The 12,969-nt window shown below is 74.1% G+C and carries 14 protein-coding genes; 12 read left to right on the top strand and 2 right to left on the bottom strand.

Annotated features, from left to right (window positions below):
* Positions 1-13 precede the first annotated feature (13 nt).
* The 5 genes from DSM112329_RS03555 (at position 14) to DSM112329_RS03535 (ending at position 4,013) form a co-directional block, all read left to right on the top strand.
* Positions 14-1,525 carry an NAD(P)/FAD-dependent oxidoreductase gene (locus tag DSM112329_RS03555; protein WP_354700434.1) on the top strand — a complete coding sequence of 504 codons (1,512 nt, stop codon included), beginning with the start codon at positions 14-16 and terminating at the stop codon, positions 1,523-1,525.
* A 75-nt stretch (positions 1,526-1,600) separates the two neighbouring features.
* A complete protein-coding gene (locus DSM112329_RS03550) occupies positions 1,601-2,500 on the top strand; it encodes a hypothetical protein (protein ID WP_354700433.1) in 900 nt (299 codons plus the stop codon).
* Between the two features lie 36 nt (positions 2,501-2,536).
* Entirely contained in the window at positions 2,537-3,211 is a 675-nt protein-coding gene (locus DSM112329_RS03545) for a lysophospholipid acyltransferase family protein (protein ID WP_354700432.1), read from the top strand.
* Positions 3,208-3,669: a GNAT family N-acetyltransferase gene (locus DSM112329_RS03540; RefSeq protein WP_354700431.1), complete on the top strand. Its 462-nt coding sequence runs from the start codon at positions 3,208-3,210 to the stop codon at positions 3,667-3,669. Before DSM112329_RS03545 ends, DSM112329_RS03540 begins: the two co-directional genes overlap by 4 nt.
* A 71-nt stretch (positions 3,670-3,740) precedes the next feature.
* A complete protein-coding gene (locus tag DSM112329_RS03535) occupies positions 3,741-4,013 on the top strand; it encodes a hypothetical protein (protein ID WP_354700430.1) in 273 nt (90 codons plus the stop codon).
* A 37-nt stretch (positions 4,014-4,050) separates the two neighbouring features.
* On the opposite strand, the gene DSM112329_RS03530 is transcribed toward DSM112329_RS03535, so the two are convergent.
* Entirely contained in the window at positions 4,051-5,199 is a 1,149-nt protein-coding gene (locus tag DSM112329_RS03530; RefSeq protein ID WP_354700429.1) for an acyl-CoA desaturase, read from the bottom strand.
* Positions 5,200-5,386: 187 nt separating this feature from the next.
* Here DSM112329_RS03530 and DSM112329_RS03525 point away from each other — a divergent pair, with 187 nt between their 5' ends.
* From DSM112329_RS03525 to DSM112329_RS03505, 5 genes are all read left to right on the top strand, one after another.
* On the top strand, positions 5,387-5,581 hold the full coding sequence (locus DSM112329_RS03525) for a hypothetical protein (protein WP_354700428.1): 195 nt from the start codon (positions 5,387-5,389) through the stop codon (positions 5,579-5,581).
* A 61-nt stretch (positions 5,582-5,642) separates the two neighbouring features.
* Complete coding sequence (locus DSM112329_RS03520) at positions 5,643-6,836, top strand: hypothetical protein (protein WP_354700427.1); 1,194 nt, start codon at positions 5,643-5,645, stop codon at positions 6,834-6,836.
* A gap of 90 nt (positions 6,837-6,926) precedes the next feature.
* A complete protein-coding gene (locus DSM112329_RS03515; RefSeq protein ID WP_354700426.1) occupies positions 6,927-7,757 on the top strand; it encodes an FkbM family methyltransferase in 831 nt (276 codons plus the stop codon).
* A gap of 141 nt (positions 7,758-7,898) precedes the next feature.
* Complete coding sequence (locus DSM112329_RS03510; RefSeq protein ID WP_354700425.1) at positions 7,899-9,002, top strand: ferredoxin reductase; 1,104 nt, start codon at positions 7,899-7,901, stop codon at positions 9,000-9,002.
* A 118-nt stretch (positions 9,003-9,120) separates the two neighbouring features.
* Positions 9,121-10,194, top strand: a complete 1,074-nt coding sequence (locus tag DSM112329_RS03505; RefSeq protein WP_354702435.1) for an acyl-CoA desaturase — start codon at positions 9,121-9,123, stop codon at positions 10,192-10,194.
* Positions 10,195-10,196: 2 nt separating this feature from the next.
* Here the strand turns inward: DSM112329_RS03505 and DSM112329_RS03500 are convergent, their stop codons facing one another.
* The gene (locus DSM112329_RS03500; protein WP_354700424.1) at positions 10,197-11,387 is read right to left on the bottom strand and encodes a helix-turn-helix domain-containing protein; all 1,191 of its coding nucleotides are present in this window, start codon (positions 11,385-11,387) and stop codon (positions 10,197-10,199) included.
* A gap of 300 nt (positions 11,388-11,687) precedes the next feature.
* On the opposite strand from DSM112329_RS03500, the gene DSM112329_RS03495 reads away from it, so the two are divergent.
* Together DSM112329_RS03495 and DSM112329_RS03490 are read left to right on the top strand one after the other, a co-directional pair.
* On the top strand, positions 11,688-12,371 hold the full coding sequence (locus tag DSM112329_RS03495) for an FHA domain-containing protein (protein WP_354700423.1): 684 nt from the start codon (positions 11,688-11,690) through the stop codon (positions 12,369-12,371).
* Positions 12,372-12,650: 279 nt separating this feature from the next.
* Positions 12,651-12,956, top strand: a complete 306-nt coding sequence (locus tag DSM112329_RS03490; protein WP_354700422.1) for an FHA domain-containing protein — start codon at positions 12,651-12,653, stop codon at positions 12,954-12,956.
* Positions 12,957-12,969 lie beyond the last annotated feature (13 nt).

The raw sequence follows: 12,969 nt of genomic DNA, 5'->3' as shown, positions 1-12,969 counted from the left end.
GTACATTGACGGCGTGTACGCCAACGTGCAGTCGAAGGTCGTCATCGTGGGCGCCGGCTTCGGGGGGATCGCCGCGGCGATCGAGCTGCAGCGTCACGGCTTCAGCGACATCACGATCCTCGAGAAGGCGACCGAGCCGGGCGGCACGTGGTTCCACAACAGCTACCCCGGCGCGGCGTGCGATGTCCCGAGCCACCTCTACTCGTACTCGTTCGCGCAGCGCCGCGACTGGACGCGGCTGTGCTCGCCCCAGGAGGAGATCCTGCGCTACCTGCAGGGCGTCTCGCGCACGTACGGGCTGGACCGCATCACCGTCCCGGGCAGCACCGTGAGCAGCTGCGTGTGGGACGACGAGGACCTGCAGTGGACCGTGACCACCACGGACGGCAGGACGTACGACGCCGGCGCCGTGGTGCTCGCGACCGGGCAGCTGCACCAGCCGGCGTTCCCGCGGCTGCAGGACGCGGAGTCCTTCGAGGGCCACAGCTTCCACTCCGCCGAGTGGGACCACGAGTACGACCTGACCGGCAAGCGCGTCGCCGTCATCGGGACCGGCGCGAGCGCCGTGCAGTTCGTCCCGGAGATCGCCAAGCAGGTGGCGGCGCTCAGCGTCTTCCAGCGGTCCGGGAACTGGTTCCTGAATCGCAAGAACCGGCCCTACCCGGCGCTCGCGATGAAGGCGATCGACCGGATCCCGGGCCTGCAGTCCGCCCGGCGGCGCTTCCTCTACCACTACGGCGAGGTGCTGACCGCCGCCATCCGGCACCCGAACACGCTCGGCCGCCTCGTGTACTTCCGCTCGGCGTCGTTCATGCGCAGCCAGCTGAAGGACCCCGAGGTCCGCGCGAAGGCATGGCCGGACTACACGTTCGGCTGCAAGCGCGTGCTCTTCAGCTCGCACTACCTCCCGGCGCTGCAGCGGCCGAACGTCGACCTCGTCACCGACCGCGTCACCGGCCTCACCCCCGCCGGCGTCCGGACCGAGGACGGGCGCGAGCACCCGGTCGACTGCATCATCTACGGCACCGGGTTCCGCACGAACGACTTCATGTTCCCGATGCAGGTGACCGGGACGGACGGGCGCGACCTCGCGACCGACTGGGAGGGCGGCGCGCACGCGCACCTCGGGATCTCGATGCCGGGCTTCCCCTCGCTGTTCGTGATGTACGGGCCGAACACCAACACCTCGGGCGGGTCGATCATCGTCTACCTCGAGGCGCAGGCGCAGTACATCCGGCAGGCGCTGGAGACCGTCCGTGACCGCGGCGCCCGGGCGCTGATGGTCCGTGCGGACGTCGAGTCCGCGAGCGACGCCGCGCTGCAGCAGCAGTTCGCCGGCACGGCGTGGACGCTGTGCGACTCGTGGTACCGGACCGACGAAGGGCGGATCGTCGCGAACTGGCCCGGGTACATGCGCGAGTACGAGGCAGCGACGCGGCAGTTGGACCCGGCGCAGTTCGCGTACATCGGCATGAGCGGCGACGTCGCCACCGAGTCGCTCCCCGTCGAGACCTCGTCACACTGAGGCCGGGACGCGATGCGCGTCGACCTGGGTGTCGCTTGTCGCATCTCCGCGCCGACGGGGGGGCGTCGGTCCCGGGTGGCCGCCACCGTCGCCGCCGTCACCGCTGTCACCGCCGGCAGCGGGCTGATCGCACCCGCGGCGGCGGTCGCGAAGAACGGGCGGCTCGCGTTCCCGAACGCGAGCAACCTCGTGCTGCAGCCGCTGACCGGCGCACCGTCCGTCATCAAGGACCGCCGCGCGACGATCATCGGCAGCTCGCGCTCGGGCCGGCTGATGGCGCTCTCGAGCGGCACCGACGGGGACGTCACGATCGCCGACGGCCGCGGGCGGGTGATCCGCCGCATCGACTTCCGCGGCATCGTCATCCACTCCCTCGACATCTCCCCGGACGGGCGCCGGCTGGCCCTCACCGCGTTCCGCGACGCGGAACCGGGGCGGCTGAACCTGTTCCCGTACGTCGCCGACATCAGCGGACGCGGCCTGACCCGCGTCACCACGCGCCTGCGGCACACGTTCGACCTGCGCTTCACCCGCGATGGGCGGGCGTTCGTCTACGCCGGCGCACCCACCACCGGCGACTTCGTGGCGTGCCCGTCCCTGCGACGCGTCCGCCTCGACGGCACGCGCGACACGCTGCTCTACGAGGCCGTCGGCGGGACGCTCCCGTGCGCGCTGAGCTTCGCCCTGTCGCCGGCGGGGAACAGCGCCGTGTTCACCGGCGACCCGGCGCCGGGACAGCTCCCGCCGCCCGGCACGCTCGTGCGCACCGGCGTCTACCAGGTGGCGCTCACCGGTCGCGCGACGCCGCGCCTCCTGCACCCGCAGGCGTTCGCCGTGGCGTGGGCACCGGACGGCGACCAGGTCGCGTTCAGCAGCCTGGCCGGCACGTACCGGATGCGTGCGGGCGGTGGCACGGCGACGCGGGTCTCCCCCACCCCCACGCTCGCGATGACGTGGCTGAAGGCGGCGGGCTGACGGCAGCGGGCCGACGCCTTCTCGTAGGGTCGCGGGGTGGCACCGATCGAGCAGTTCACGAAGACGTACCGCTTCGCGATGACCGCCTGCAGCCCAGCTGTCCGCTGGTGGGGACGGCTGACCGTCGAGGGCCTCGAGCACCTGCCGGAGGACGGGCCCGTCCTGCTCGCCGGGAACCACGACAGCCACTGGGACCCGGTCGCGATCGGCGTCGCCGGCCGGCCGCGCCGCCAGATCCGCGCGCTCGCCAAGGCGTCGATGTGGAAGCGCCCCGGGCTGCGGCACATCCTGGACGGCATGGGCCAGATCCCGATCGAGCGGGGCGCCGGCGACGTCGGCGCGCTTGACGCGGCGACGGCGGAGCTCCGCGGCGGCGCGTGCATCGGGATCTTCCCCGAGGGGACGCTGACGCGCGGAAAGGTCCTGCGCGCCCGCAGCGGCATCGGCCGCCTGGCCCAGAACGTGCCGGAGGCGCAGGTCGTCTCCTGCCGGGTCACCGGGACGGTGGACCTGGTGCGCGGCCCGTTCACGCGGCCGCGGATCCACGTCGCGTTCTTCCCGCCCGCCGGCGGCCAGCTGCAGCCGGGCGAGGACCACAAGGCCTTCGCGCAGCGGCTCCTCACCGAGATCCGCGAGGCGGCGCCGCCGGTGCCCGCGGGCCGCAAGGCCGGTCGCGCCGCGCGGAAGGCCGCCGGCGAGGACGCTGCGTGAGCACGGCGGTCGGCCGCGTGCGCGAGGCGCGCCCCGGCGAGGCGTCGGTGCTGGAGGCGCTGCAGCGCCGGTCGGCGGCGGTCTGGGAGGAGGACCGCGCCGTCCTGGAGGCGCACCCCGACGCGATCAGCGTCCCGGCCCGCGCGATCGCCGAGCGGCGCGTGCGGGTGGTCACCGCCGACGCGGACCGGCCGGTCGGCTTCGCCACGTTGCTGCCGGTGGCCGAGGGCGAGTGCGAGCTCGACGCCCTGTTCGTCGAGCCGGAGCACATCGGGTCCGGCCTGGGCCGGGTGCTGCTGCTCGACGCGGTCGAGCGCGCGCGGGCCGCGGGCGCATCGAGCGTGTTCGTCGTCTCGGGCCCGGGCGCGCTGGGCTTCTACGAGCGCCACGGCTTCGTCCTGCTGGACTCGGTCCCCACGCGGTTCGGCCCGGCGCTGCAGCTGCACCTGCGCCTCTGAGCCGGCGGCGGCAGACCCAGCCACACACAGAAATCCGGCCTGGGTGCGAGCGTCGAGTAGTGTCGGCGGCAGTGGAAGACGACGAGATCCGGGCCCTGGTCGGCCGCCTGTCCCGCCGGCACGCCTCGGGCGGCCGGGCGATCGCCCGGGCGGCCATCATGGCCGAGGGCGAGGATGCGACCGCGGTCATCGACTGGATCCTGGCCCACGACGGCCAGCCGGAGACCGGCGCCTCGGCCGGACCCGCGGCCGGCCTGCACCGCCGCCGGGTGACGGACGCGGCCGCGTCCGCCGCACGCCCGCCGGTGCGCTACGTGCTGCCGGCGTCCGCCTTCGGCGCCTGAGCGCAGGCGGCCGGGCCGCGCCGGCCGGCAGGGTTCCTCAGGCCGGGACGGGGACCGCCTCGGGCACCGGTGCCGTGCGCTGCGGCGGGACGGTCGGCGCGACCTTCGCCACCGCGGAGCCGCCGGGGAACGACAGGCGCAGGATCTTCTTGGCGACCGAGCGGTACTGGCGCCCGAGCGGCCCGCTGAGGTAGGGCAGGCCGTAGCGCTCGCAGACGGCGCGCACCTGCGGCGCGATCTCCGCGTAGCGCGAGGACGGCAGGTCCGGGAACAGGTGGTGCTCGATCTGGTGCGACAGGTTGCCGGTCATCAGGTGGAAGAGCGGCGAGCCCTCCAGGTTGCACGAGCCGACCAGCTGGCGGACGTACCAGGCCCCGCGGCTCTCGCCCTCGAGCTGGTCCTCGGTGAAGGTGTGCGCACCCTCGGGGATGTGGCCCATGAAGACGATCGTGTGGACCCAGGCGCTACGCGCGACGTTCGCGGTCGCGTTGCCGAGCACGGCCTTCTTGAAGCCCCGGCGCCCGGCCAGCGCGGGGAACACGACGTAGTCCTTCGCGAGCTGCCGTCCGGCCTTCTGGAGGAAGGCGACGACCTCGGCGCGGGCCTGCTCCTTGGACTTCTCGCCGCGGCGGACCGCGTCGAGCTCCATGTCGTAGAGCGCGATGCCCCACTCGAAGGTCGCGGCCATCAGCACGCCGTAGATCGGCTGCAGCAGGTAGACGGGGTGCCACGGCTGCTCGGGGTCGACCCGCATCGCCGAGTAGCCGAGGTCGCGGTCCTTCCCGAGGACGTTCGTGTACGTGTGGTGCTGGTAGTTGTGGGAGTACTTCCACGACTGGGCGGTCGAGGCGGCGTCCCAGTCCCAGGTCGACGAGTGGATCGACGGGTCCTGCATCCAGTCCCACTGGCCGTGCATGACGTTGTGGCCGATCTCCATGTTCTCGATCGCCTTCGCGACCGCGAGCACCGCTGTCCCGAGCACGAGCGCCGTCCGCTTGCGGCTGAACAGGAGCAGACCGCGTCCCGCGACCTCGAGGCCGCGCTGCGCGGCGATGACCCGTCGGATGTAGGCGGCGTCACGGGCGCCGAGGTCGGCGCGCACGCCGTCCGCGATGGCGTCCAGCTCCGCGGCCAGCGCGTCCAGGTCGGCAGGGGTCAGGTGCTGCATCGGGTCAGCAGTGCTCATGTGGCGTGGTCTCGCGATCGATCGGTCGTGGACACGTCGCACACCGTCCCGCAGCGCACGCGCGCCCCAAGCGTAGCCCGCACGGGCCGATTCCGAGCCGTCGCCCCGCCGTCCGGGGGGTGTCGACAGGCGGCCGTCGCGCCCGGATGCTCCGCCCCCGTGGTGGCCGGTCCGCTACAACCTGCGCATGAGCAACCTCACCCGCCGGCAACGGGAATCCCGCGCGTTCACCCTCACGATGGCGACCGGCGGCCTCGGCCTCGCCTCCGCCGTCACGTTCGTCCTGGCGATCTTCGGCGTGGCCGGCTTCGGCCTGTTCGTGCTGCTGCTGATCGCGACGGCGATCGCGCTGGCCGCGCTGCGCGGCACGATGCGGACCTGACGGCACGGCGCGGCACCGCGACCGCATCGACCGGGCGGCGCGCGGTGTCGATAGGGCACGTATGTCCGTCCCGTCCCTCCGCCGGCTGGTCCCGGTCGCCCTCGCCCTGGCTGCGCTCTGCGGCCCGGCGTCCGCCGCTGCCGACGTCAGCGGCCGGGACATCGTCGGGTTCCTCAACGCCCAGCGGGCGGCGCACGGCTTCCCGGCCGACATCGCCGAGGACCCCGCCCTCTCGGACGGCTGCGCCCGGCACAACCGCTACAGCGCGCTGAACCGGTCGCTCGACCACCGGGAGGACCCGGCGCAGCCCGGCTACTCGGTGGCCGGGGACGCGGCGGCGCGGACGTCCGTCCTCTATCAGGGGACGACGTGGACCGCGTCCGCCAACCCGTTCGAGACCGCGCCGATCCACCTGCACCAGCTGCTGTCGCCGCAGATCGACCGGCTCGGCGCGTCCGAGAACGAGGGCTACGGCTGCGCCAGCACCCTGGCGTCGCTGGGGCGGCCGCCGGCGGCCGTGGACACGCTCTACACCTATCCGGGCGACGGGACGCGCGGCTGGCGGACCTCCGAGGTCGCCCGCGAGGGGCCGTTCACCCCGGGGCAGACCGTCGGCCTGGCGCAGGGCATCACCACCGGCCCGACGCTCTACGTCCTGGCCAGCGGCCCCGGGGTGGCGTGGTCGACCCCGACGAAGGTGGTGTCCGCGTCGCTCACCGGCCCCGCCGGGCCCGTCACGCTCCTGACGTTCGACCGCACGAGCCCGCAGGTGGGCCAGTACCTGCCGGCGGGCGCCCAGCTGCTGCCACGCTCGCCGCTGGCCGCGGGCACCACCTACCGCGCGGCGCTCCGCCTGCGCGTGAGCACGACCGGCGGCGATCGCGAGTTCACCCGCAGCTGGTCCTTCACGACAGCCGGGCCGCCGGCGGCGACCACGACGGCGACGGCGCTCGCCCCGTCGGCCGGGACCGGCAAGGCCTGCACGACCCGGCTGAAGTTCGGTGGGTTCCTGCGGACCGCGGCCGGGGCCCGGCGCCTGACCGTCCGCGCCACCGTCTGCCGGCGCGAGGCGCTCCGGGTACAGCTGCGCCGGCGTGGACGAGTGGTCCTGACGCGCACGGTCACGGTGTTCCGCGGCGAGCGCGTCGTCCGCGTCACGGTGCCCCGCAGCCTGGCTGCGGGCCGCTACGGGATCAGGGTCACGATGGGCGGGGCGACGCTCGCCTTCGACCGGACGCTTCCGGCGCGCCGCTGAGCCTGGACCCACGGATCGATCGGCGGAACCAGGCTGAGCACGGCGTCCCCGGGACCGCACGCCGTCCCGCCGACGCGCGACGATGTCGCGATGGCCGCCGCCGACACCCCGGACCTCGTCGCCCAGCACGGGCGCAGCGACCGCACCGCCGTGCTGCGCGTCTCGCGGCACCTCCCGCCGCGCCGTGCCGCGCGCCTGACCGGGCTGATGCAGCGCGGCGAGGTCGCCGTGCTGCGCGGCATGGCCATCGGGCTGCGCTTCCCGGCGCGTGCGGTCACCCCCGGCTTCGCGCACGCGCTGCTGATCCTCGACGGCGACCTGGAGGTCCCGGTCCAGGAGGCGCTGCGGCGGTCGGTCGCCCCGGGGGCGACGGTGTACGACATCGGGGCGAACGTCGGCTTCTTCAGCCTGCTGTGCGCGCGGTTCGCGGGCGAGGCGGGCCGCGTGCTTGCCTTCGAGCCCGTCCCGGACCTCGCGCTGCAGGTGCAGGAGGCGGCGCAGCGGTCGGGGCTCGACGGCCGGGTCGAGGTCCGCGCCGAGGCGGTCGCGCTCACCGAGGGGACGGAGGCGCTCTACGTGGTGCAGGACGCCAGCTGGTCGCACCTGGCCAGCCGCGGGAACCCGGGCGGCGCCGTCGCGACGATCACCGTGCCGACGACGACCGTCGACGCGGTGGTCACCGCGGGCGCCCCGGCCCCGGACGTCCTCAAGCTCGACGTGGAGGGGTCCGAGGGGGACGTCCTGCGCGGCGCCCGCGACACGCTGCGGACGCACCGGCCGATCGTCGTCGTGGAGCTGCACGACACGCACGCCGACGCGCTGCCGGTCCTGCGCGACGCGGGGTATGCGCTCGAGGCGCTCGACGGACCCTGGGGCCCGGACGATCCGCAGTGCCGGCACGTCCTGGCCACTCCGCTCTGAGCGGAACCGACGCTCGTGTGACGGCGGGCACACTGGCTCGCCTCGCGCCCGCGATTTCTGTGGCAAAGGCAATAGTTTTGCGTGTCACGTCGTGAGGCTGCGGGCAAGATCGCACCGGGACCTTGATCGTACGCTCCATACATGTCGATCACGGCCACCCGCCCCGCCGCTGCCCAGCGGCCTGTCGCCCGCCGGCTGCTCCGCGCGGCCACGGCGCTGACGACCCCGTTGCTGCCGGACGACTACCTCACGTACATCAACCCGCTGTGGTCCACCCGCGAGCCTCGCGGGCGCGTCGACGCGGTCATCCCCGAGACGGCGGACAGCGCGACGATCTGGCTGAAGGTCGGGCCCGACTGGCCGCTGCACACCGCTGGCCAGTACGTCCGGGTCGGTGTCGACATCAACGGCGTGCGCCATTGGCGCACGTACTCCCTGACCAGCGTCCCCGGTCGCGCCGACCACCGCATCGCGATCACCGTCAAGGCCACCGCCGACGGCTTCGTGTCCCGCCATCTGGTGCGGGACACGCGGCCGGGCACGGTCGTCCGCCTCGGTCCGCCCGCGGGCGAGTTCGTCCTGCCGGCGGCCCGGCCGGAGCGCGTGCTCCTGATCACCGCGGGCAGCGGCATCACGCCGGCGATGGGGATGCTGCGGTCGCTGACGGCGGCGGGGGCCGGACTGCAGGGCGTGACCCACGTCCACCTCGCCCCGACGGCGGCCGACACGATCTTCGGCGACGAGCTCCGTCGCCTCGACGCCCGGCACGACCGGTTCACGCTCCACGAGCACCACGACGACCGGCACGGCGTGTTCTCGACCGGCCGCCTGCAGCACCTGGTCCCGGACTGGCACGAGCACGAGACGTGGGCGTGCGGCCCGGCCGGGCTGCTCGACGCGCTGGGCGACGCCTACGCGGCGGCCGGCGTCCCCGAGCGCCTGAACGTCGAGCGCTTCAAGCCGGTCGTCGCTGCCGCCGGCACCGGCACCGGCGGCACGGTCACCTTCGCGAAGTCCGGGCGGACCACCGACGCCGATGCGTCGACGCCGATCCTCGTCGCCGGCGAGGAGGCCGGCGCGCTGCTGCCCAGCGGCTGCCGCATGGGCATCTGCAACTCGTGCATCGGCCGCCTCTGCTCGGGCGCGGTCCGCGACATGCGCACCGGCGAGGTCATCGACACGCCCGACGTCATGGTCCGCACCTGCACGACGACCGCCGTCGGCGCGGTCGAGCTGGACCTCTGACCCCTTCAAGACTCCAACGTTCCAGGAGACCTGCACCGTGTACACCGAAACCGAAGCCCCCGCCGTCGATGTCGTCGTCGATGCCGACGCCACCGACAAGCCGACGCCGTTCGCGCATCTGAGCGCGGCGGACATCGCCACCATCGGGCGTGAGCTCGACGCGATCCGCGACGAGGTCACCGCCGACCTCGGCGAGCAGGACGCGCAGTACATCCGCAAGGTCATCGCGACCCAGCGCGCCCTCGAGGTCGCCGGCCGCGGGACGCTGATGTTCGGCCTGTTCCCGCCCGCCTGGGTCGTCGGGACGACCGCGCTGACCGTCGCCAAGATCCTCGAGAACATGGAGATCGGGCACAACGTCATGCACGGCCAGTGGGACTGGATGCGCGACCCGGAGATCCACTCGTCCACATGGGAGTGGGACAACGTGTCGTCCGCCGAGGGTTGGAAGCACAGCCACAACTTCGAGCACCACACGTTCACGAACGTCGTCGGGAAGGATCGCGACCTCGGCTACGAGATCATGCGGATCGACCCGGCCCAGCCGTGGAAGCCGGTCTACCTCGCGCAGCCCGTGTACAACGTGGCGCTGGCGCTGCTGTTCCAGTGGGGCGTGGCGCTGCACGACGTCGGCATCCACGACGTCAAGCGCGGCAACAAGGACCCGGAGACCGCGAAGGTCGACCTCAAGCGCTTCCTGCGCAAGGCCCGCAGGCAGCTGTTCAAGGACTACGCGCTGTTCCCGGCGCTGGCCGGCCCGGCCGCGCCGGCGGTCTTCACCGGCAACCTGACGGCGAACCTGGCCCGCAACCTGTGGTCCTACGCGATCATCTTCTGCGGCCACTTCCCCGACGGCGTGGAGACGTTCGAGTACTCCGAGCAGGACCTGGCCGACGAGACCCGCGGCGGCTGGTACCTGCGGCAGCTCGCGGGGTCGGCGAACCTCGACGGCGGCAAGCTGTTCCACATCATGGCCGGCAACCTGTCGCACCAGATCGAGCACCACCTGTTCCCGGACGTGCCGTCCAACCGCTACGCCGAGATCAGCCCGCGGGTGCGCGCGATCTGCGAGCGCTACGACCTGCCGTACACGAGCGGCCCACTGCCGAAGCAGTACCTGCAGGTGCTGTCGAAGATCACGCGCCTGGCGTTCCCCGGCGGCGGCGCCGCGAAGCCGGCACCCGCCGTCTGACGTCAGTCGACGAGGTCGCGCGCGCGGAGGGCCAGGCGCAGCTCCAGGAGCTGACGCGGGTCCTCCAGCGCGTCCCCGAACCGCTCGCGCAGGCCGCCGAGCCGGTAGCGGACGGTCTGGGGGTGGACGTGCAGCGCGGCCGCGGCGGTGCTCACGTCCCCGTGGGCGTCGAGCCACGCCTCGAGCGTCTGGATCGCGCGGGCGTGGGCCGCGTCGGTCAGCCCGTCGAGCGGCGCGAGGCGCATCTGGACCAGGTCCTCGGTGAGGGTCCGGTCCGCGCTGAGCAGCAACGGCAGCAGGTGGTCGCGCGCGACGGCGAGCTTGTCCCCGCCCAGGTGCCCGGCGGCGTGCAGCGGCCACGCGGAGACGGCGCGGGTGTACGAGACGTGCGCCGCGGTCCACGGCCCGCCCGGGCCGAGGACGCCGCGTCGGTCCCGGAGCGCCCGCCGGACCTGCGCGCGGCGCCCCGGCGCCCCCGGGTCCGGGACCAGCAGCACCGCGACCGGCCGCAGGGCCGCACCGATCGAGCCGGACGGCATGCGCCGCCCGATCACCGCGGGGTCCGCGTCCCCCACCGCGAGCACGGCGACCGACGCCGGCAGCTCCCAGTCGGCGGACAGCGCCGCCTCCTCCACCGCGGCGACGTCCGTGACCGGACCCGCGACCAGCAGCTCGACGAGCGCCTGGCGCCGCGTCTGCAGCGAGCCGGCGCGCAGCGACTGCTCCTGCGAGTAGCCGCGCACGGAGGCAGCGGAGAGGCGGTCGATGAACGCGAAGATCGCCTCCGCCAGGCGGCTCAGGGTGGCGACGTCCATCCCCTCCTCCTCGGCGTGGCCGGCCACCTGCCGCCAGGACACGCGGGCGCCCACGCGGTAGGCCGACTGCAGGGCGTCGAGGGTCCGGCCGGCGCGGTACTCGGCCCGGCCGAGCGCTTCGTAGACCGACTCGTCGGGGAAGCTCCCGGGCTGTCCGAGGATCGCGATGAACTGGTCCAGTCCCGCGGTCACCCCCTGCGAGATGAGCCGGCCGAACTCGCCCTCGAGCGGCTGGTCGTACTCGGGGACCTCGGCGCGGACGGCGGCGATCACGGCGTCCACGGCCGCCCCCATGCGCGGCCGCATGCGCTCGGCGACCTCGGGGTCGACCGCGGCCCAGGGTGACGGCTCGTCGGGCGGCGGGGGCGTCGGGTCCACGTGCGTCCCATCGTACGCGCGGACGGCGACGCCCACTCGGCCGCTCGCGGCGGTGGAGCCGGCGGCGGCCGCTGGGGCGGGATCGGCCAGGGGCCGGGTCGGCCATGGGGCCGGGTCGGCTATGGGGCCGGGTCGGCCATGGGGCCGGGTCGGCGGCTCGATGTGCCACCACGTGCGCGGGTGGCGTGTGGTGGCACATCGAGCGCGTGGGACGGCGGGGGGACGCCGGGGGACGACGGGGGGACGACGGGGGGACGACGGGGGGCGGGCGTCGGACGCGCGTGTCAGGATCATGGCTCCATGTGGCTCGGCCCCTACGTCCTCAGCGCGCCGGAGCTGCAGCAGGTGCTGGCGGTCGACCGCGACCTCGCCGCCTACCTCCTGCTGCGCGACGGCGCCTCGTCGCTGCGCCTGCTGCCGCTGGACCCTGCCCGCGGCGCGATCATCGGCCGGGCCCCCGAGTGCGACGCCGCGCTCGACTGGGACCCGGAGGTCAGCCGCGCCCACGCACGCCTGGAGTGCCACGGCGGTGTCTGGTCGCTGGTGGACGACGGCCTCTCGCGCAACGGCACGTTCCTGAACGACACGCGCGTCCACGGCCGCAGCCCCCTGCACGCCGGTGACGTGGTCCGGGTGGGCCGCACCGTGCTGGTCTTCCGCCTCCCGGTCGCCGAGGACGCGGCGGGGGTGACCGTGACCGCCAAGGACGCGACCGCGGTCGCGTCGCTGACCCCGGCCGAAGGACGCGTGCTGCGCGCGCTCTGCCGCCCGCTGCTGACGGCGGGCGGGGACACCGCGATGCCGGCGTCCAACGCCGACATCGCTGCCGAGCTCGTGCTCTCGGTCGCCGGGGTGAAGACCCACCTGCGCGCGCTGTTCGACAAGCTCGGGGTCGACGACCTGGCCCAGAACCGCAAGCGCGCGGAGCTCGCGCGGCGGGCGATCGCGACCGGGCTCGTGACGCCGCGCGACCTGCTCGGCTGACGGCAGCCGGGGTCGCGCGCGGGCGGATCCCCCACGCGCGGAACCGGTCGGGGCCGGCCTCCATGCCGCTGTCTTGCACGGGTCCATCGCGCTCGATGTGCCACCACGTGCGCGGGTGGCGTGTAGTGGCACATCGAGCAGGCGGGGGTGTCGGTCCATCGCGCTCGATGTGCCACCAGGTCCCGATGTGGCGCCTGATGGCACATCGAGCAGGGGTTGGAGACCTCATCCCTGGGGTCGGTGTCCGCGAGCCGCCCTTGCGCCTACGGTCCGGCGGGCGTGTCTGCTGCCCCCGTCGCCCTGCTCGAGCTGTCCCCGGTCCGCGGCCGAGAGCACCGGCTGGTGCCCGGCGCCGCGATCGGCCGGGCGGGCGGCTGCCGCCCGCGGGTGGGCGATCCGCTCGTGTCCCGGCGGCACGCGCAGGTCTGGGCGGCGGACGCAGCGATCGCGCTGCAGGACCTCGGGTCGCGGCACGGGACGTTCGTCAACGGTGAGCGCGTGACCGGGATCACGGCGCTCGGGCTGGGCGATCGCGTCATGATCGGCGCGACGCTGCTGCTGGTCGTCCGGGAGCGGCTCGCGTGAGCGCGACGATCGC

The organism is Paraconexibacter sp. AEG42_29 (assembly GCF_040581415.1).
Taxonomy (GTDB): domain Bacteria; phylum Actinomycetota; class Thermoleophilia; order Solirubrobacterales; family Solirubrobacteraceae; genus Paraconexibacter.
This window is presented reverse-complemented; position numbering and strand designations above follow the sequence as displayed.

What these genes read in the sequence shown, in the direction of transcription:
- DSM112329_RS03530 (WP_354700429.1), bottom strand. Translation starts at nt 5,199, where the DNA reads ATGAGCACTGCTGACCCGATGCAGCACCTGACCCCTGCCGACCTGGAC.
- DSM112329_RS03525 (WP_354700428.1), top strand. Translation starts at nt 5,387, where the DNA reads ATGAGCAACCTCACCCGCCGGCAACGGGAATCCCGCGCGTTCACCCTC.
- DSM112329_RS03520 (WP_354700427.1), top strand. Translation starts at nt 5,643, where the DNA reads ATGTCCGTCCCGTCCCTCCGCCGGCTGGTCCCGGTCGCCCTCGCCCTG.
- DSM112329_RS03515 (WP_354700426.1), top strand. Translation starts at nt 6,927, where the DNA reads ATGGCCGCCGCCGACACCCCGGACCTCGTCGCCCAGCACGGGCGCAGC.
- DSM112329_RS03510 (WP_354700425.1), top strand. Translation starts at nt 7,899, where the DNA reads ATGTCGATCACGGCCACCCGCCCCGCCGCTGCCCAGCGGCCTGTCGCC.
- DSM112329_RS03495 (WP_354700423.1), top strand. Translation starts at nt 11,688, where the DNA reads ATGTGGCTCGGCCCCTACGTCCTCAGCGCGCCGGAGCTGCAGCAGGTG.